This window comes from Pseudonocardia sp. NPDC049635, from assembly GCF_040659795.1.
GTDB lineage: Bacteria > Actinomycetota > Actinomycetes > Mycobacteriales > Pseudonocardiaceae > Pseudonocardia.
In genome coordinates this window covers 119649-137571 of record NZ_JBFAON010000002.1, presented here as the reverse complement: position 1 = coordinate 137571, position 17923 = coordinate 119649, and the positions used below count along the sequence as shown (strand labels likewise).

Here is a 17923-nt window from a genome sequence, read left to right as displayed (position 1 = left end):
GGGGTGGCGCGACGACCACCAGCGCTGGGCACCGGGCTGAGCCTCAGCCCCGCACCCCGTCCGCGAGCCGCTCGATGCCGTCCAGGATCAGGGCCAGGCCGAACTCCCAGTCCCCGTCCGGGTTCTCGGCGTCGAACCCGCCCGCGTTCCACAACGTCAACATGCTGGGGAACCGTTCCTCGCTGAAGTAGGTGCCCCAGAAACCGGCCCGGGCCGCGTAGTAGTCGTCCTGGGTGACGCCGGTCCGGGCGGCGACCGAGGTGTCGGTGATCTTCGCGCGGGCCGCGCCGAACACGTGCGACTCGACCAGGCCTGCCGAGCGCACCACGGTCACCGCGTCCAGCCCGGTCAGCAGGACCGCACGGTAGAGGTCCTCCTGGACGTCGAGGACGTGCGGGCCCAGCGGCATCCGCCACAGGTTCGAGCTGATCAGCCACGGGTGCTCGCGGTACATACGCCACGCCTCGTGGGCGTGGAACTCGGCCTGCGCCCGCCACGGCAGGTCGCGCTCCGGGAACTTGCGCATCCCCCACGCCCGGTCGACCATCAGCTCGAACAGCTCGTCGCGGCCGGGCACGTAGGTGTAGAGGCTCATCGTGCCGACACCCAGCTCCTGGGCGACCTTGCGCATGGACAGCTCGTCGACCGAGCGGGCGGCGACGGCCATGCCCGCGTCGACGACCTGACCGAGCGTCAGCCGCTGGCGGGGTCCGCGGCGCGGGGGCGGCGGCGGGTCCCAGAGCAGCTCGATCATCGCCTGCCCCTCGGGCGTGCCCCACTGGTCCGGCTCGGTCACGACATCTCCCTGGCATGGAATCCCCGTACGGCGTACTCTAGCCCCCGCTAACTCAGTACGCCGTACGACGAAAGGCTACCGGTGATCCACACCGAATCGCTGACCCGGCACTTCCGGGTCGGTCAGGAGACCGTCGAGGCGGTCCGCGGCATCGATCTCGACGTCGGCGAGGGCGAGCTGGTCGCCTTCCTCGGCCCGAACGGCGCCGGCAAGTCGACGACGCTGCGGATGCTCACCAGCCTGCTGCCACCTACCTCCGGGCGCGCCGAGGTCGCCGGTGCGGACGTCACGACCCACCCCGCCGAGGTCCGGCGGCGGATCGGTTACATCGGGCAGAAGGCCGGTGCCGGCTACAACTACCGGGTCCGCGACGAACTGCTCCTGCAGGGGCGCTTCTACGGCATGACCAGGGCCGAGTCCGCCGCGAGCACCGAACGCCTGCTGCACACCCTCGACCTCGCGAAGCTGGGGATGCGCAAGGCCGGTTCGCTCTCCGGCGGGCAGAAACGCCGCCTGGACATCGCGCTCGGCCTGGTCCACTCCCCCCGGCTGCTGTTCCTCGACGAGCCCTCCACCGGGATGGACCCGCAGAACCGGGCGAACCTGTGGGAGCACATCCTGCGGATCCGCGCCGAGCACGGCACCACGATCGTGCTGACCACGCACTACCTCGACGAGGCCGACGCGATGGCCGAGCGCGTCGTCGTCATCGACCACGGCCGGATCATCGCCGACGACACCGCGGAACGGCTGAAGAGCGAGCAGGCGGGTGACCGGCTGACGGTCACCGTCGCCCCCGAGGACCGCCCCGCCGCGCGCACCGTGCTCACCCGGGCGCTCGCCCCGGTGCTCACCGGCGCCCCCGGAGCACCGGCTCCCGAACCGCAGATCGAGGAACGGGTCGTGCCCGACGGGTGCGCGCTGACCGTCGGCGTCCCGGCCGCCGCGCACGCCCTGCCGGTCCTGCTCGCACACCTGCGCGACGCCGGGATCGACGTCACCGCCGCGGAGTCCCGCCGCCCCACCCTCGACGACGTCTTCCTGCACCTGACCGGTCGCAGCCTGCGTGAAGGAGAGTCCTGACGATGACCGTCGCCACGGCCGGTCCCCGCTCCACCGGTGTGCTCACCGACATCGGCAACGTCTGGTGGCGGGAGACGCTGACCATCGTGCGGGACCCGTTCTCGCTGATCTTCTCGCTGCTGCAGCCACTGGTCTTCCTCGGGCTGTTCGGCCCGCTGCTCTCCGGGATCGCCGGGGACACCGGTGCGTTCGGCGGCTCGTCGCTGCAGTGGTTCCTGCCCGGCGTGGTCGTGATGATCACAATGTTCGGGACCTCGATGACCGGCTCGAACCTGCAGTTCGAGATCATGACCGGCGCCTTCGAGCGGATGCTGGCGACACCGCTGAGCCGGGCGTCGCTGATGGTCGGCCGGGCGCTCAAGGAGCTGACCCCGCTGGTCGTGCAGGCCGCCATCGTCGTGCTGGTCGCGGTGCCGTTCGGGTTCGTGCTGTACCCGTTGCACGTGCTCGGCGGCCTGGTGATCCTGGGGATCTTCGGGGTCGGCGTCGGCGCGCTGTCCTACGCGCTGGCGATCGCCGCCCGCCGGACGGAGTGGATCTTCTGGGCGGTGCAGCAGTCGCTGCTGTTCCCGCTGCTGATCCTCTCCGGGATGATGCTCCCCCTGGAGACCGGCCCGGAGTGGATGCAGGTCGCGTCCCGGCTCAACCCGCTCACCTACATCGTGGAGGCGGAGCGGACCCTGTTCGCCGGGACCGTCACCGACGTCTCGGTGCTCTGGGGTCTGCTCGCGGCGATCGCGACGGCCGCGGTCGGCCTGGTCGTCGGCGTCCGCTCCGTCCGGGGCGCCACCGCCTGAGCAGCGAGCGCGCCGGTCAGTCCTCGTGCCGCCCGCGGGAGCGGTGCGGCGGCGGGCTGACCGGCCCCAGCAGGGCACGCAGGTCGGCGGCGGTGGCGGCGCGGCGGGCCAGGTCGACCGCGACGACCGGTGCGGCCCGGCGCAACCGCCCCAGCACGGCGGGATCGGCGAGATCGTGCCGGCCGTCGCGCAGTCCGGTGACGATCGCGTCCGGCCGCAGTGCGGAGACGGCCTGCGGATCGGGCGCGCGTTCGGCGCCGACGGGCTCGACGCCCTCGAGCGGCCCGGCGCAGCCGACCACCCGGGCGCCCAGTTCGACCAGCAGCGCACCGACCTCCGGATCGGTCGCCACGACCCGCTGCACCGGCCCGCGCAGCGGCACCGGGGTGCCGGTGGCGTCGACGAACGCGCGGCCGCCGCCCATGGCAGCTCCGGCGGTGGGTCGGCTCATCGGGTCCTCCTCGACCTGGGTGACGGCTCGTCGACCATCATGCACCCACCGACCGGCCGGGCCGTGGGATCAGGTCCGCAGGTTCAGCTACGCGAAGGACCTGGAGCATGCGGCGAACCCGCCGTCCGGGCGCGAGTGCGGCGGCCCGGCGTACACGCCGCCCACCGGCAGCGACGTCGATGTGTACGTCGACGGCGGTGACGACGTCACCATGCCCGACGGAGCGCTGACCGGCGGCTACTGTGCCCGCACGTGGTGGTGCTGATCTACTCGCTGTCGTGGACGAGCAACTGGTAGCGGTCGCCGTGGTCCGCGGCACGCGCGGCGTCCTGGTCGGCCGCCGCGCCGACGGCGTCCCACCGTGGGTGTTCGTCGGCGGGAAGGTCGAGCGGGGCGAGACCGCGGCCGACACCGCGGTGCGGGAGACCGCCGAGGAGACCGGTATCGCCGTCGATGTCGTCGCCGAGATCGGGCGACGCCGGCACCCACGGACCGGACGGCTGTTGATCTACGTAGCCTGCCGCCCGGTAGACGACCAGGACCCGGTCGCGGCGCCGGACGAGCTGGTCGAGGTGCGGTGGGTCTCGCCGGTCGAGCTGGACGAGCTGATGCCTGACCTGTTCGGTCCGGTCCGCGATCACCTCGGTGCGGGCTGAGAAGGGCACGATCAACATCGTCAACAGCGGCCCGTCGGCGGGCGGTGACTCGTCGGCGACGCTCGAGCCCGCGGTCGCCGACGAGGCGAAGGGCTTCTGGGCGCGATGGCGGAAGCGAGGGATCATCGAGGCCGGGGTGCGGGCAGCGACCACCGGCTCAGCGGGGCGACGCGTCACGTGGACACGTCGCGAGACCTGACACGTCCGACCAACGTGTCAAGTTCATCGGAGATTCTTAACGCGTGACGCGGATGAGTTGAAGGTGGAGCCGATCAGGGACCGGCCGCTCACGTCTGTGACTGCTGCTCGAATATGCTCCGAGCTGCAGGGCCGGGAGATGGCCGTTCGTGCGGTGCCCGGCACACGCATCGCCAACCCGGCCACACGGGAGATCGTGTGCGCACCGCCCGAGGGCGCGGACGTCATTCGCGACAAGCTCTCGGCCTGGGAGCGTTTCGTCCACGCTGACGACGATCTCGATCCGCTGGTGCGTATGGCGGTGTGCCACTACCAGTTCGGGGCCATCCACCCGCCATCTCTCACGCGCCGTCATCGCCCGCAAGAACGACTACTACCGGCTCCTGCGAGCCGTGACAGCGGACGGCGCCTGGATCGAGTGGGTGCTCTACATGCTCGACGTCGTCCGCGAGTCCGCAGTGTCGACGACACGAAAGATCGGAGCCATCCGCACGTGTCAGGAGGACATCGCCGAGCGTGCTCGTGCTGCCACCCCGGGGGACGGGACGCGCAGTTCCTGGCCGTGCTGTCCGAGCAGCCCTACTGTCGCATCAACGTTGTCGCAGTCCGGTGCGACGTCTCGCGCCAGACCGCCTCCTCCTGGCTGCACGCCCTGGTCGAGGCGGGCCTTCTCCGCGACGTGAAGGTCGGCCGAGAGGTCCTCTTCGTCAACCACCAGTTCCTGAGTGCAGTGACTCGCCCCGAGTGACCGCCGGGCCGAGACCCACGACGTACTCCTGCACGGCACGGTGGAGAGCCGCGAGCCTCCTCACGCCGCCGACCAAGGCTGGCGGTGATCTGCCCAGCCCGTCCCCGGCCGGATCGCTGGCCGCCCGTCGCGCCGATCCAGCGCCCATCCGCTACTGCGACCACACGACCGCGACAGCGGCCACGTGACCGGCACCGGCGGGCTCGTCGGCGCAGTTCAGGGCGGGTCGACTACGTCCGCAGGTTCAGCCCGACCCGCTGGAACTCCTTGAGGTCGGAGTAGCCGGTCTTGGCCATCGCCCGGCGCAGCGCACCGAACAGGTTCGTCGTGCCGTACGGGCTGTCGGTCGGCCCGAACAGGACCTGCTCCAGCGTCCGCCCGGACCGGCCGAGGCCGGTCACCTCCGAACGCGGCAACGACGGGTGCGCCGCCGACGAGGTCCAGTAGAGGCCGCCGGCCGGGGCCTCGGCGGACTCCGCCAGCTGCTCGCCGAGCATCACCGCGTCGGCCCCGCAGGCGACCGCACGGGCGATGTCGCCGGAGGTGCCGATGCCGCCGTCGGCGATCACGTGCACGTACCGGCCGCCGGTCTCGTCCAGGTAGTCGCGGCGGGCGGCGGCGGCGTCGACGATCGCGGTCGCCATCGGCACGCCCACCCCCAGCACCTCGTCGGTGGTGGTCCCGGTGGACTGGCCGTACCCGACGATGACGCCGGCCGCACCGGTGCGCATCAGGTGCAGCGCGGTGCGGTAGTCGCCGACCCCGCCGGCGACGACCGGCACGTCCAGGTCGGCGATGAAGTCCTTCAGGTTCAGCGGCTCACCGTCGGAGACGTGCTCGGCCGAGACGATGGTGCCCTGCACCACGAGCACCTCGACCCCTGCGGCGAGCAGCGCGGGGGTGAGCTCGCGGGCCCGTTGCGGGCTGACCCGGGCGGCCACCGTGTGCGCGCCGTCGCGCAGGGGCCGCAGCGCCTCCGCGATCAGGTCCTCCCGGATCGGCGCCTGGTGCAGCTCCTGCAGCAGCGCCTGAGCCGTCTCGGGCTCGTCCCCGGTGGCGGCCTCCACCACCTTGGCCAGCGCGCCGTCGGCGTCGCCGTGCCGGGCCCAGAGGCCCTCGGCGTTCAGTACCGCCAGCCCGCCCAGCTCGCTGACCCGCACCGCCGACGACGGCGAGACCACCGCGTCGGTCGGGTGGGTCACCAGCGGGATGTCGAACCGGTAGGCGTCCAGCTGCCAGGCCGTCGACACCGCCTTGGAGCTGCGGGTCCGCCGCGACGGCACGATCTCGATCTGGCCGAGGTCGTACGCACGACGGGCCTCCCGGCCCATCCCGATCTCCACGAGGTCACGCACGGACACACCCTAAGCGGCGCCCGGGCGCCGCGGACTAGCGGGCGGCGTAGTTCGGCGCCTCGACGGTCATCGTGATGTCGTGCGGGTGGCTCTCCTTCAGCCCGGCCGCGGTGATCCGGACCAGCCTCGCCTGCTGCAGCTCCGGGATCGTCTGCGCGCCGACGTAGCCCATGCCCGAGCGCAGACCGCCGCCCAGCTGGTGCACCACCGACGACAGCGGCCCGCGGAACGGGATCCGGCCCTCGATGCCCTCCGGGACCAGCTTGTCCTCGCTGAGCACGTCGTCCTGCGCGTAGCGGTCCTTGGAGTAGCTGCGCCCGGCCGCACCCGCCCGGCCCTGCATGGCACCCAGCGAGCCCATGCCGCGGTAGGTCTTGAACTGCTTGCCGCCCACCAGGACGACCTCGCCCGGCGACTCCGCGGTGCCCGCGAGCAGCGAACCCAGCATCACCGTCGACGCACCGGCCGCGATCGCCTTGGCGACGTCACCGGAGTACTGGATGCCGCCGTCGCCGATCACCGGGATCCCCGCCGGGGCGCACGCCCTGGTGGCCTCGTAGATCGCGGTGATCTGCGGCGCACCGACCCCGGCGACGACCCGCGTGGTGCAGATCGAGCCCGGCCCCACCCCGACCTTCACCGCGTCGGCGCCGGCCTCGACGAGCGCCCGCGCACCCTCGTAGGTGGCGACGTTCCCGCCGACGACGTCGACCTGCTCGCCGACCTCGGCGCGCAGTTTCGCGACGGTCTCCAGCACGCGGCGGGAGTGTCCGTGCGCGGTGTCGACCATCAGCACGTCCACACCGGCCTCGACGAGCAGCATGGCGCGCGCGTAGGCGTCGTCACCGACACCGACCGCGGCGGCGACGACGAGCCGCCCGTCCGGGTCCTTGGTGGCCAGCGGGTACTGCTCGGTCTTGTTGAAGTCCTTGATCGTGATGAGACCGCGCAGCACGTCGTCACCGTCGACGATCGGCAGCTTCTCCAGCTTGTGCCGGCGCAGCAGCCCCAGCGCCGCCTCCGCGGTCACCCCGACCTTCGCCGTCACCAGCGGCGCCCTGGTCATCACCTCGGCGACCGAGCGGCCCTGGTCGACCTCGTAGCGCATGTCCCGGTTGGTGATGATGCCGACGAGCTTGCCGCCCTCATCGGTCACCGGAACCCCGGAGATCCGGAACTTGGCGCACAACGCGTCGACGTCGGCCAGCGTCGCGTCCGGTGAGCAGGTCACCGGGTCGGTCACCATGCCGGCCTCGGACCGCTTGACCACCTCGGCCTGGGCGGCCTGGGCCTCCGGGGAGAGGTTGCGGTGCAGTACACCCAGCCCACCGGCCCGGGCCATGGCGATCGCCATCCGGGACTCGGTGACGGTGTCCATCGGCGACGACACCAGCGGAACCTGGACCCGGACCCGCCGGGTGACCTGGCTCGAGGTGTCGGCGGCACTGGGCACCACGTCCGACTCGGCGGGGAGCAGCAGGACGTCGTCGAACGTCAGGCCGAGCATCGCGAACTTGTCGGGCAGGCCGCCGATCTCGCTCGTCATCTCCAGGAGGCTCCTTGCAGTCACGGCTACCGCGGCGGGCGCCCACCGCGCCGACGCCATCGTACGTCCACCATTGCGGGGTGGGCCGGGACCCGGCCCCCTGCCCCGGTACCGTGTACAGCGTGTCACCAGAGGCGCTGCCACCGGACCCGTTCGCCGGAGACCCGGATGACCCTGCGCGCTCCATGGGTGCGCTGGACGATCACGCCGAGATCACCGGGGCGCTGTCCGGTGACCCGGGCGATCCACCACTGACCGAGGTCGACCGCGGCGAGATCCTGGCCGACCTGGCCGACCTGGCCGTCTACCAGACATTGCTGTCGGGGCGCGGCGTGCGGGGCATCGTCGTCGACTGCGCCGACTGCGGTGAGCAGCACTTCCACGAGTGGAACCTGCTGCGCGCGAGTCTCCAGCAGTTGCTCGACGAGGGCCGGATGCGCCCGCACGAGCCGGCCTACGATCCCGACCCCGCGCACTACGTCACATGGGAGTACTGCCGCGGGTACGCCGACGCGACGTTGGCCGACGACTGAGCCCACCGGACCGAGACACAGATCTCACAGCGACACAGACCCACAGCGACACAGACCTCACAGCGATCTGCCCCACAGTCGAAGGGCGGGCCCCGACGGTGCCCGCCCTTCGCTCGTTCCTGCGCGGCTCAGTTGGGGCTGCTGCTGACCGCCCCGGTCGCCGTGGACGACGCCGGCTCGTCCCGGTCCGCACTGCCCTCGCCGGAGGCCGTCGGCCGGGTCGACGACGTGGTGGCCGTCGGGTCGGCCGCGCCCTCGGTCGTCGGCGAGGTCTGTGACGGGTCCGGACTCGTCGTGGCCGACGGGTCGGACGTGCCGGGGCCCGGGTCGGACAGCACCCGCGGGTCCGCAGAGCCACTGGGATCGGACGGGCCGGGGCTCCCCTCGCCGCCGCCGGTGGTGCCGCTCTCCGGGCTCATGGAGCCCGGCGGCGGCGCCGGCGGCTGGTCGGGCTGGTCCGGCTGGTCCTCCGGGGTCCCCTCGGTGACCGGGGGCGGGGGCGCGGGCGTGCCGTCGCGCAGCGGCGACCGCGGGTCCGTCGGGGTACCGGGCGGCGTCTCCGCGACCTTCGCGGTCAGGAAGCGGTTCTGCTGCTCGAAGTAGGTCTGTTCCTCCGGGCCGACCTTCTCGACGAGCGGCCCGAGCGAGGCGAGGTCCTGCTGCGCCCCGACGGTGTCGCCCACGGCGAGCTTGGCGTTCACCCGCTCGATGCCCTGGCGCAGATCGGTCGCGGCCTGGACCTGCTCGGCGCGCTCGCTGTAGAGCACCTTCGAGACACCCCAGAGCGTGTCGCCCGGGACGGCCTCGTGTGCACTGATCGAGACGACGGCGAGCGCGCAGGCTGCCACCGCCGCAGCGGCGACCAGCGGCCGCAGGAACGAGACCTTCCGCGTCGTCCGCGCCGGCTGCAGCATCTCGACGGCCTCGTCGGTGCCGACGAGCTCGGGGACGGGCTCGCGATCGACCTCGTCCTTCCAGGACGAGAGCATCGCGACCAGCCGGTCGTCGACGTCGTAACCCTGCCGGCCGGGCTCGGAGAGGCCGAGCCCGGAGGACAGCGCGTTGATCAGCTCGTCGTCGGCCTGGAGCTCGACCAGGTCGACCGGGCCCTCGTCGTCGATCTCGGCGAAGCGCCTGCCGATGGGCTGCGGGGCCGAATGCCCGTTGCGCCCGGGCGGGTGGGTGTAGTCGACACCGTTCGGGCCGTTCGGGCCGCTGCCGTGGCGCCCCGGACGGGGCTCACCGAAACGGCCCCGGGTCACCGGTGCCGGCGGTCGCTCCCAGCCGTCCCCGGACGGCGGAGGGAAGCCCGGACCGACCGGACCCTGGTCGTCACGCATCCCGGACCACCTCCTCACTCATGATCTTCCGCAGCCGGGTCAACGCCCGGTGCTGTGCCACCCGGACCGCGCCCGGTGTGGAGTCGACGGCCGCTGCGGTCTCCTCCGCGGACAACCCCACGACCACCCGCAACACGATGATCTCCCGATGCTTCTCCGGGAGGACCTCCAGCAGCCTGGACATCTCCGCGGACAGTTCCACCTGAAGGGCTCGGCTCTCCGGGCCGTCGGCGATCTCGATCCGGTCCGGTACGTCCGCGACGGGCTCGGAGCGGTTCCGCGATGCGGCGCGGTGCGCGTCGATCACCTTGTGCGACGCGATGCCGTAGACGAAAGCGAGGAACGGGCGGCCCTGCACCCGGTACCCCGGCAACGCCGTCAGCACTGCAACACACACCTCCTGAGCGACGTCGTCCGCCGAGACGGACCCTCGGTCGGTCCCCAGCCGGGCGCGGCAGTAGCGCACGACGAGGGGCCGAATCATGGTGAGAACGCGCTCGACCGCGGAGCGATCACCGGCCATGGCCGCTTCGATCCACTCGTCGGGTACGTCTCTTGATTCACTCATCGTGGGGAACCGCCCAGGCGTTACGAGACTCCGTCAGTGTCATCCGATCGTGGAGGCAACCCGCCTCAGAACATGCAGGGGCCACAGCCCGACCACCGTATCCGAGCGCGGTACGCCCGCGGGAGTTGCTCCACACCGACTCAGACGATCGTGCGGAGTGTCGGGTTGCGCGGCGTGTCGGGTGCACGCGGTCACCAGCCGGGCACGGTCGGCGAACGGTCCGTGGCGGCCGCGTGCCCGCGTTCCGCGTCGTCCCAGGCGTTCTCAAGGGCCCTGGGACCGGGAACGGACCGTCCGGCGCCGGCGGCGACCGGCTCGGCGCGGCCGCGGACGACGGTCCGGGCGAAGCGGTGTAACGCCGGAGGCGCGAGTGACGAGAGTGATACAGGAGCAGCGAGGTGACGGGTCCCGGCACGGGAACGACCGCTCACCCGGGGAGGCGGCCCGCGCCGGCCGGGCACAGCTGCGGGTCCGGTCGTGGGGAGCGCGACCGGCATCGCGGACCCGGCCCGGAAGGCGGGCGGCACCGTCGCCGGACCGCGGGGGTCGGCCCGGCTCGGCAGGACTCGGCCGATGTCGCACCGGTGGTGCGGCACCGCTCGGACACCGCGAACGGACCGGACTCGGGGTTCCGGGCGCTCGCGCGACGGCGGGCGGAGTGAGCCCGCGCCCGGGAGACCTAGGAGACCAGGCCGCGACGGAAGCCGTGAGCCACGGCCTGTGCCCGGTCCCGCACGCCCAGCTTGCGGAACAACCGGCGCGCGTGGGTCTTGACGGTGTCCTCGGACAGGTAGAGCTCGCGCCCGATCTGACCGTTGCTCTTGCCCTGGCTCATCCCGCGCAGCACCTGCAGCTCGCGCTCGGTGAGCTGGACGCCCGGGTCGGTCGGCACCCGCGGGGTCGGCACCGAGGTGCTGGCCAGCGTGTGCGCCAGCGCGGCGACCAGCTCCGGCCGGGAAGCGTCCCAGCGCAGGTAGCCGCGGGCCCCGCCGGCGATCGCGGCGGCGATGCTGCCCGCGTCGTCCGGAGCGCCGAACACGATGACGTTCGCCTGCGGGTGTGCCGCGACGAGGCGCCGGGTGGCCTCCACGCCGGTGGGGACCGCGCGCTGCGTCCCGACCAGGACGACGTCGACGGACTGGCGGGCATAGCGGGCGAGAAGCTCGTCACCGTGGGCCACGCAGTCGATGCGCTGGACCCCTGGGACCGCGGACATGACGCGAGTCAGTCCCTCGCGGACGCTGCGACGATCGTCGCAGATGAGTACCGTCGTCACGACGATTCCTTCCTGCAGCTTCCTGCAGCCGGGTGATATTCACCCTCCGAATCGGCGGGTGACGCTCTCACCTTGACACGGTCGGGGCGAGTTCGTTGCCTCCGTTCGGAACCCTGCCCCGCCTGGCTCAGCGTCATGTGGGTGAAGGATCGCCGAATGGAGTAGTCCATACGGTACATCCTCCGAGCCCCCCTGCGGGCACTACTCCCGCAGCAGGTCCCGCCCGGCGCCGTCACTTCGGGTATATAGAGCGCTCACCGTGCGCAACACCGCACTTCGGCGACCCTCCGCATCCGCTTGGCGACTACGCGTATCCAAACGTGACGCTACGGCGTGTCGCACCTCGGCGTCCGGATCACGGCGGCCCCCGGGTGTCGCCCGATCGGCCGCCGCATGTCCGGACCGTGTACGGCCCGGTCCTGCAGACGGGGCAGCGACCTCTCCGGACGGCCGCCGGAGGTCCGTGCGGTCCGCGAGATCGGCCGCGGCGAGCAGCGCGGGCCGGTGCAGCGGCAGCAGGCCGGACCCCCAGGCGTCCGCTGCGACGTCGTCCAGCTCGGCGAGCACCGCGACCGGGTCCTCACCCGCCACCCCGGCGGCCACCGCACGCACCAGCCTGCTCTTGAGGACGTGCCGAGGCGAACCGAGCAACCGGGCCCCGGACAGCGCCCGCCCGGCCGCGGCCACCGCCACGGCGGGCCGGCCCGCGACCAGCGCGGTCTCGGCCAGCACCCACTCGTACCGGACGCGGGTCCGATGACCGGGCCCACCGCACCACGGGTCGGCACGGTCGAGCAGCCTCCCGGCGGTCCGCGCGTCGAACCGGCCCAGTGCGTCGGCCGCGAGCCCGGTGAGCGCGTCGGCCACGGCGGCCCGGGCACCGGCCCCCCACCGGTCAGGCAGGCCGCCGGTGGCGCCGCCGCCAGCGGCCGCGGCAGCGCCGAGTGCGTCCGCGGTGGTCGCGGGGGCCCTGTACTCACTCGTGCCCTGACCGGTGCCGGTCCCGGTGCCGGTGCCGGTGCCGGTGCCGATGCCGGTGCCGGTGCCGATGCCGGTGCCGGTGCCGGTGACGAGGGTTCGCAGTGCCCGGCCGTCGAGCACCGCCGCGGCCGCGTGCCCGCCGAGCTGCCGCAGATGTGAGGCCCTCGCCAGCACGGCACGCGCCCGACCCACCGGTCCGGCTTCCGGCGAGCGGGACAGCGGTTCGAGGACCGCCGCGGCGGCCGCGTACCGACCGAGCCCACCCAGTGCGACGCCCGCCGCCCAGCGCCGCAGCGGATCGGACCGGCGGGCCGCGGCCGCGGCCTCGCCGGGGCTCGCCGGGCCGGCGAGCAGGAGCTCCACCTGCGGCAGCCCCTCATCCGGAGGTGACTTCCGGACGTGCACGATCGTTCACCTCGAATCAGGTTTGCGCCCGGCTGACCTCGGGAATCTGGACCTCGACAGGTCCGAGGTCGAAGGGCAGGTGACGAAATGGCGGACATCCGGAGGCTTCCCGGCCCGGTCGCCGACATCTACGACTGGCAGATGGAGGGAGCCTGCCGGGGGATGGACAGCGCATTCTTCTTCCATCCCGAGGGCGAGCGCGGACCCGCGCGCGCCCGGCGCGAGGCTCGCGCCAAGCAGGTCTGCCAGGAGTGCCCGGTACTCGTCCAGTGCCGGGAGCACGCGCTCAAGGTGCACGAGCCGTACGGCATCTGGGGCGGCTTGTCCGAGTCCGAACGCGAGACGATCATCCGTGGCCCGCGCCGGACGCTCAAGGTCGCCGACCCGCAGCCGGTCGAGAAGGCGCTCGGCTCCGCCTGAGCGCCACCGGACCGGCCCCCGCCGGGGGGCGTGTCCCGGCGCCACCGCGTGACCGGACGGACGAGGGCGGGTGGTCGTGATCGACCACCCGCCCTCGTCGTGTGTTGCGCGGACCGGGGCTAGTGCCCGTGCCCGTGGCCGTGGCCACCGGCGGCGGCCGGCGGTTCCTCGGCGGGCTTGTCCACCACTGCGCTCTCGGTGGTCAGCACCATGCGCGCGATGGAGGACGCGTTCTCCACCGCCGACCGGACGACCTTGACCGGGTCGATGACCCCGTCGGCGATCAGGTCGCTGTAGCCGCGGGTGGCCGAGTTGTAGCCGGCACCCCAGCCCTTCTCCGCGACCCGCGAGACCACGATGGCGCCCTCGTCGCCGCCGTTCTCGGCGATCCAGTACAGCGGTGCCGACAGGGCCTTGCGGACGATCGCGACACCGGTCGCGGCGTCACCGGTCAGGCCCAGGCCGCCGTCGAGCTCCGCCGCGACGTGCACCAGTGCGGACCCGCCGCCGGGGACGATGCCCTCCTCGACCGCCGCCCGGGTCGCCGCGACGGCGTCCTCGATGCGGTGCTTGCGCTCCTTGAGCGCGGTCTCGGTGGCCGCGCCGGCGCGGATGACCGCGACACCGCCGGAGAGCTTGGCCAGGCGCTCCTGGAGCTTCTCCCGGTCCCAGTCCGAGTCGGACTCCTCGATCTCGCGCTTGAGCTGCGCGACCCGGCCCTCGACGTCGGCCTTCGCACCGGCGCCCTCGACGATCGTGGTGTTGTCCTTGGTGACCACGACGCGCCGGGCCCGGCCCAGCAGCTCCAGGCCCGCCTCGTTCAGCTTCAGGCCGACCTCGGGGTTGATGACCTGGCCACCGGTGGCGATCGCCAGGTCGTCCATGAACGCCTTGCGCCGGTCGCCGAAGAACGGCGACTTCACCGCGGCGACCTTGACGGTCTTGCGGATCGAGTTCACGACCAGGGTCGAGAGCGCCTCGCCCTCGACGTCCTCGGCGACGATCAGCAGCGGCTTGCCCTCGCCGAGCACCTTCTCCAGCAGCGGCAGCAGGTCCTGGATGGAGCTGATCTTGTCGCGGTGCAGCAGGATGTACGGGTCGTCGAGCGCCGCCTCCATCGACTCGGAGTCGGTCACGAAGTAGGGCGACAGGTACCCCTTGTCGAACTGCAGACCCTCGGTGATCTCCAGCTCGGTCGAGAGGGTGGAGCCCTCCTCGACGGTGATGACGCCGTCGTTGCCGACGGTCTGGATCGCCTGGGCGATCAGGTCGCCGATCTCCTGCTCCCGGGAGGCGATGGCACCGACCTGGGCGATGTGGCTGCCCGCGTCGACCGGCGTGGCCTTGGCGAGCAGGGCCTCGGACACCTTCTGCGCAGCGGCCGCGATGCCCTGGCCGAGCGCGAACGGCGCGGCGCCCGCGGCGACGTTGCGCAGGCCCTCCTTCACCAGGGCCTGCGCCAGCACGGTGGCGGTGGTGGTGCCGTCACCCGCGACGTCGTTGGTCTTGGTCGCGACGGTCTTGGCCAGCTGCGCGCCGAGGTTCTCGAACGGGTCCTCGAGATCGATCTCACGGGCGATGGTCACGCCGTCGTTGGTGACGGTCGGGCCACCGAACTTCTTGTCGATGACGACGTGCCGGCCGCGCGGGCCGAGCGTCACCTTCACCGCATCGGCGAGCTGGTTCACGCCGCGCTCGAGCGCGCGACGGGTCTCCTCGTCGAAGCTGATCTGCTTCGCCATGTCTTCTTCTCGCTGCCTCTCGTCTTGCCGGATGCTCGGGGGAAACGACACCGCCCCGACCGGACCACCGTCCGGTGGGCCCGCCGGGGCGGTGCGCTAAGCCTTGCGGGGCAACGTCAGTTGACGACGGCCAGCACGTCGCGGGCGGAGAGGATCAGGTACTCCTCGCCGTTGTACTTGACCTCGGTGCCGCCGTACTTCGAGTAGATGACGACGTCGCCGACCGCCACGTCGAGCGGCACGCGGTTCCCGTTGTCGTCCACCCGGCCCGGACCGACAGCCAGGACCTTGCCCTCCTGGGGCTTCTCCTTGGCGGTGTCCGGGATGACGATGCCGGAGGCGGTGGTGGTCTCCGCCTCGCTGGCCTGGACGACGATCTTGTCCTCGAGCGGCTTGATGTTCGCCACGACGAATGACCTCCCCTTCCTGGGGTGAATCCGGTGTCACGGGTTCTCTTGCGGTGTCAGCAGCGCCCGCGTACGCCCTCCCGCCCCGCCGTCGCGGGTGCCGGGGCGACAGGTGTCCGTCGCGCGCATTGGCACTCTACTCACGAGAGTGCCAGAACCGCGACGGGGGCTCAACCGGTACTTCCGCCCGTTCGTGGCGGACCGCACCGCGCGTCGGTGCCGAACCGGCGCCGAACCGGTGCCCGGGGCGTCGAGGGTAGCGTCAACGACCGTGGCTGACCTGGTTCTCGGAGCGAACGTGTTCGGCTGGACGGCCGACCGGGAGACCTCCTTCGCGGTACTGGACGCGTTCGTCGACGCCGGCGGGACGATGATCGACACGGCGGACTCCTACACCTGGCGCGCACCGGGGAACTCCGGTGGCGAGTCCGAGACGATCCTCGGCGAGTGGATGCGGGCCCGCGGCAACCGCGACTCGCTGTCCATCGCGACGAAGGTCGGGTCGCTGCCCGGCCGTGAAGGGCTCGGCGCGGAGAACGTCACCGCGGCCGCCAGGGAGTCGCTGCGGCGCCTGGGCACCGACCGGATCGACCTCTACTACGCCCACCGCGACGACCCGGGCACCGCGCAGGAAGAGACCCTCGACGCGTTTGACGCGCTCGTGCGGGAGGGCGCGGTGCGCGAGATCGGTGCGTCGAACTTCAGCCCGGAACGGTTGCGTTCGGCGCTGGAGATCTCGGCCCGGGACGGATTGACCGCCTTCACCGCCGTCCAGCCGCACTACAACCTGATGGAACGCGACGCGGTCGAGGCGGCGCTGGTGCCGCTGGCGGAGTCCGAGCAGCTGGCCATGTACCCCTACTTCGGCCTGGCCAAGGGCTTCCTGACCGGCAAGTACCGGCCGGACTCCCCGCTGCCCGGCGGGCCCCGCGCCGAGGGTGCCGCCGCCTACCTCGACTCCCGCGGCCGTGCGGTGCTGGCCGGGCTCGACGAGATCGCCGCCGGGCACGGGGTGCCGGTCCCGGCCGTCGCGCTGGCCTGGCTGGCGTCCCGGCCCGCGGTCACCGCGCCGATCGCCAGCGCCCGCACCCCCGAGCAGCTGGCCCAGCTGCTGCCGATGCGGACCCTGGAGCTCACCGACGACGAGCTGCGGCTGCTGTCGTACCTGTCGGCCCGGTGAGCAGGGCGAGGTAGATCCCGGCGAGCACGGACGGGTCACGCAGGTCCCCGACCAGCGCCGTGACCCGGCCGAGCCGGTTCCGGACACTGTTCTGGTGCACCCGCAGTGCCCGCGCCGTCGCGGGCACATCCTGACCGTGGGCGAGCCAGACCCGAAGTGTGTCCAGCACCGTCGGACCGAGCGGGTCCAGCAGTCCGTCGGTCAGCTCGGCGACCCGCTGCGGGCCCACCTCCAGCACCATCCGGTCCAGCACACCCAGCTCACCGGCCCGCACCGGCCCGCCACCGGTGAGCGCCGAGCGGGCGGCGGCCAACCGGGCGTCCCGGTACGCGGGGCCCGGCGCCGCGCCGGCGGTGACCTCGGCGATCCCGGTGACCGGGAGCCCACCCGGCGTCACGTCCTCCCCGACCAGCGCCACCAGCGCACCGTCGAGCTCACCGAGCAGGTACGGGCGGCGCAGGTCGTCGAGGACCCGCTCGACCTCGACCAGGTCGGCCGTCCCGGCCAGCACCAGCAGCGTCCGGGGCCGGTCGGCCGGTGGCCCGCCGGCCACCTCCTGCCCGGCCACCAGCCGGCGCAGTGCCTCGGCGCGCTCCTGCCTGCGGCGGGTCGCGTCCTCGTCGGCGGCCGCGGCGATCCCGGCCAGCAACCGCGCCACCAGAGCCACCGCCCGCACGATCAGCGGCACCGGCACCGACCCACGGGACACCCCCACGACCAGCCAGGCCCGCGGCCGACCACCCGGGCGGACCGCAGCGGCGAACAACCCGTCGGCGTCGACCACCTCGACCGGTGGCGCGGTGACGGCGAGCCCGCGGAACCGGTCCCACCGTTCCCGCGCGCCCGCGGCGCCGGAACCGGGGTCGGCGTCCAGTACCGCGCCGTCCGGCCGGTGCAGGGACACCCCGCAGTGCAGGACCCTGGCCAGGCCCTGCACCAGCGCCTGCTGCGGAGCGGGTCCACCGAGCAACCCGGTGAGGCTGTCGGTGATGGCCGCCGAGCGGCGGAACGCGTCCAGGTCCCGGTCGAGCACGGCCGCGTCGACGGCCCGCACGATCTCCCGGAACGGTGTCGCCTCGGGCACCTCGAACAGCGGCAGGTCCCGCTCGGCGGCCTCGTCGACCAGCGCCTCGGGCACTGCGTCGTGCACGACCCCGGTGCCGAACCCGAGCGCCGCCACCCCGCCCGCGGACAGTTCCGCGACCAGCTCCCGGCAGTCCCGCGGGCCGGTCAGCCGCAGCCCGGTGGTCAGCAGCACCCATCCGGGGGGCACCCAGCGGGTGGGGTGCGGGATCTCCACGACGTGCGCACCGAGCACCGGCCGTCTGCGCCCGGGCACCACGGGCTGCAGACCGAGCTCACCGCGCAGCAACAGCTCGTCCAGCTCCACCGGGTGTGGATAACACACCAGATCTGTTCACAGCTGTGGAATCACCACGGC

General features: G+C 72.8%; 19 protein-coding genes. 8 read left to right on the top strand and 11 right to left on the bottom strand.

Annotated features, from left to right (window positions below; all coding sequences use genetic code 11):
* Positions 1-43: 43 nt before the first annotated feature.
* A complete protein-coding gene (locus AB0J24_RS03390) occupies positions 44-796 on the bottom strand; it encodes a TetR/AcrR family transcriptional regulator C-terminal domain-containing protein (RefSeq protein ID WP_358674737.1) in 753 nt (250 codons plus the stop codon).
* An 81-nt stretch (positions 797-877) separates the two neighbouring features.
* Between AB0J24_RS03390 and AB0J24_RS03385 the strand changes: the two genes are divergently transcribed.
* Together AB0J24_RS03385 and AB0J24_RS03380 are read left to right on the top strand one after the other, a co-directional pair.
* On the top strand, positions 878-1879 hold the full coding sequence (locus AB0J24_RS03385; protein ID WP_358674734.1) for an ATP-binding cassette domain-containing protein: 1002 nt from the start codon (positions 878-880) through the stop codon (positions 1877-1879).
* Between the two features lie 2 nt (positions 1880-1881).
* On the top strand, positions 1882-2676 hold the full coding sequence (locus AB0J24_RS03380; RefSeq protein WP_358674731.1) for an ABC transporter permease: 795 nt from the start codon (positions 1882-1884) through the stop codon (positions 2674-2676).
* Between the two features lie 16 nt (positions 2677-2692).
* Here AB0J24_RS03380 and AB0J24_RS03375 read toward each other — a convergent pair whose 3' ends face one another.
* Positions 2693-3127, bottom strand: coding sequence for a hypothetical protein (locus tag AB0J24_RS03375; RefSeq protein ID WP_358674728.1), 435 nt, complete (start codon positions 3125-3127; stop codon positions 2693-2695).
* 278 nt (positions 3128-3405) lie between these two features.
* On the opposite strand from AB0J24_RS03375, the gene AB0J24_RS03370 reads away from it, so the two are divergent.
* The 3 genes from AB0J24_RS03370 (at position 3406) to AB0J24_RS03360 (ending at position 4729) form a co-directional block, all read left to right on the top strand.
* The gene (locus AB0J24_RS03370) at positions 3406-3783 is read left to right on the top strand and encodes an NUDIX hydrolase (RefSeq protein WP_358674725.1); all 378 of its coding nucleotides are present in this window, start codon (positions 3406-3408) and stop codon (positions 3781-3783) included.
* Complete coding sequence (locus tag AB0J24_RS03365; protein ID WP_358674722.1) at positions 3773-3982, top strand: hypothetical protein; 210 nt, start codon at positions 3773-3775, stop codon at positions 3980-3982. Before AB0J24_RS03370 ends, AB0J24_RS03365 begins: the two co-directional genes overlap by 11 nt.
* Positions 3983-4120: 138 nt before the next feature.
* Positions 4121-4729 (top strand): hypothetical protein, encoded by a 609-nt coding sequence (locus AB0J24_RS03360; protein ID WP_358674719.1) that lies wholly within the window; start codon positions 4121-4123, stop codon positions 4727-4729.
* Between the two features lie 230 nt (positions 4730-4959).
* Here the strand turns inward: AB0J24_RS03360 and AB0J24_RS03355 are convergent, their stop codons facing one another.
* Both AB0J24_RS03355 and guaB read right to left on the bottom strand, forming a co-directional pair.
* Positions 4960-6084, bottom strand: coding sequence for a GuaB3 family IMP dehydrogenase-related protein (locus AB0J24_RS03355; RefSeq protein WP_358674716.1), 1125 nt, complete (start codon positions 6082-6084; stop codon positions 4960-4962).
* Between the two features lie 34 nt (positions 6085-6118).
* The gene (guaB, locus tag AB0J24_RS03350; protein WP_358674713.1) at positions 6119-7630 is read right to left on the bottom strand and encodes an IMP dehydrogenase; all 1512 of its coding nucleotides are present in this window, start codon (positions 7628-7630) and stop codon (positions 6119-6121) included.
* Between the two features lie 113 nt (positions 7631-7743).
* Between guaB and AB0J24_RS03345 the strand changes: the two genes are divergently transcribed.
* Positions 7744-8163, top strand: a complete 420-nt coding sequence (locus AB0J24_RS03345) for a DUF5319 domain-containing protein (protein WP_358674711.1) — start codon at positions 7744-7746, stop codon at positions 8161-8163.
* Positions 8164-8291: 128 nt separating this feature from the next.
* Here the strand turns inward: AB0J24_RS03345 and AB0J24_RS03340 are convergent, their stop codons facing one another.
* From AB0J24_RS03340 to AB0J24_RS03325, 4 genes are all read right to left on the bottom strand, one after another.
* The gene (locus tag AB0J24_RS03340; protein WP_358674708.1) at positions 8292-9503 is read right to left on the bottom strand and encodes an anti-sigma-D factor RsdA; all 1212 of its coding nucleotides are present in this window, start codon (positions 9501-9503) and stop codon (positions 8292-8294) included.
* Positions 9496-10071, bottom strand: coding sequence for a sigma-70 family RNA polymerase sigma factor (locus tag AB0J24_RS03335; RefSeq protein ID WP_344028993.1), 576 nt, complete (start codon positions 10069-10071; stop codon positions 9496-9498). The genes AB0J24_RS03340 and AB0J24_RS03335 overlap by 8 nt, the downstream gene beginning before the upstream one ends.
* A gap of 679 nt (positions 10072-10750) precedes the next feature.
* Entirely contained in the window at positions 10751-11347 is a 597-nt protein-coding gene (locus AB0J24_RS03330; RefSeq protein WP_010225624.1) for a response regulator transcription factor, read from the bottom strand.
* 201 nt (positions 11348-11548) lie between these two features.
* The gene (locus AB0J24_RS03325) at positions 11549-12733 is read right to left on the bottom strand and encodes a hypothetical protein (RefSeq protein WP_358674706.1); all 1185 of its coding nucleotides are present in this window, start codon (positions 12731-12733) and stop codon (positions 11549-11551) included.
* A gap of 87 nt (positions 12734-12820) precedes the next feature.
* Between AB0J24_RS03325 and AB0J24_RS03320 the strand changes: the two genes are divergently transcribed.
* Positions 12821-13153 carry a WhiB family transcriptional regulator gene (locus AB0J24_RS03320; RefSeq protein WP_358674703.1) on the top strand — a complete coding sequence of 111 codons (333 nt, stop codon included), beginning with the start codon at positions 12821-12823 and terminating at the stop codon, positions 13151-13153.
* A 119-nt stretch (positions 13154-13272) separates the two neighbouring features.
* On the opposite strand, the gene groL is transcribed toward AB0J24_RS03320, so the two are convergent.
* Together groL and groES are read right to left on the bottom strand one after the other, a co-directional pair.
* Positions 13273-14895 carry a chaperonin GroEL gene (gene groL, locus AB0J24_RS03315; protein WP_358674701.1) on the bottom strand — a complete coding sequence of 541 codons (1623 nt, stop codon included), beginning with the start codon at positions 14893-14895 and terminating at the stop codon, positions 13273-13275.
* Positions 14896-15011: 116 nt separating this feature from the next.
* On the bottom strand, positions 15012-15302 hold the full coding sequence (groES, locus tag AB0J24_RS03310) for a co-chaperone GroES (protein ID WP_010225616.1): 291 nt from the start codon (positions 15300-15302) through the stop codon (positions 15012-15014).
* A gap of 271 nt (positions 15303-15573) precedes the next feature.
* Here groES and AB0J24_RS03305 point away from each other — a divergent pair, with 271 nt between their 5' ends.
* On the top strand, positions 15574-16482 hold the full coding sequence (locus AB0J24_RS03305) for an aldo/keto reductase (RefSeq protein WP_358674697.1): 909 nt from the start codon (positions 15574-15576) through the stop codon (positions 16480-16482).
* Here the strand turns inward: AB0J24_RS03305 and AB0J24_RS03300 are convergent.
* A complete protein-coding gene (locus tag AB0J24_RS03300; protein ID WP_358674694.1) occupies positions 16436-17872 on the bottom strand; it encodes a PucR family transcriptional regulator in 1437 nt (478 codons plus the stop codon). The genes AB0J24_RS03305 and AB0J24_RS03300 overlap by 47 nt on opposite strands.
* Between the last annotated feature and the right edge of the window lie 51 nt (positions 17873-17923).

Bases quoted from the DNA above. Each gene is read 5' to 3' on its own strand.
- AB0J24_RS03380 (WP_358674731.1), top strand. From the start codon at position 1,882: ATGACCGTCGCCACGGCCGGTCCCCGCTCCACCGGTGTGCTCACCGAC.
- AB0J24_RS03375 (WP_358674728.1), bottom strand. From the start codon at position 3,127: ATGAGCCGACCCACCGCCGGAGCTGCCATGGGCGGCGGCCGCGCGTTC.
- AB0J24_RS03360 (WP_358674719.1), top strand. From the start codon at position 4,121: ATGGCCGTTCGTGCGGTGCCCGGCACACGCATCGCCAACCCGGCCACA.
- guaB (WP_358674713.1), bottom strand. From the start codon at position 7,630: ATGACGAGCGAGATCGGCGGCCTGCCCGACAAGTTCGCGATGCTCGGC.
- AB0J24_RS03340 (WP_358674708.1), bottom strand. From the start codon at position 9,503: ATGCGTGACGACCAGGGTCCGGTCGGTCCGGGCTTCCCTCCGCCGTCC.
- AB0J24_RS03335 (WP_344028993.1), bottom strand. From the start codon at position 10,071: ATGAGTGAATCAAGAGACGTACCCGACGAGTGGATCGAAGCGGCCATG.
- AB0J24_RS03320 (WP_358674703.1), top strand. From the start codon at position 12,821: ATGGCGGACATCCGGAGGCTTCCCGGCCCGGTCGCCGACATCTACGAC.
- groL (WP_358674701.1), bottom strand. From the start codon at position 14,895: ATGGCGAAGCAGATCAGCTTCGACGAGGAGACCCGTCGCGCGCTCGAG.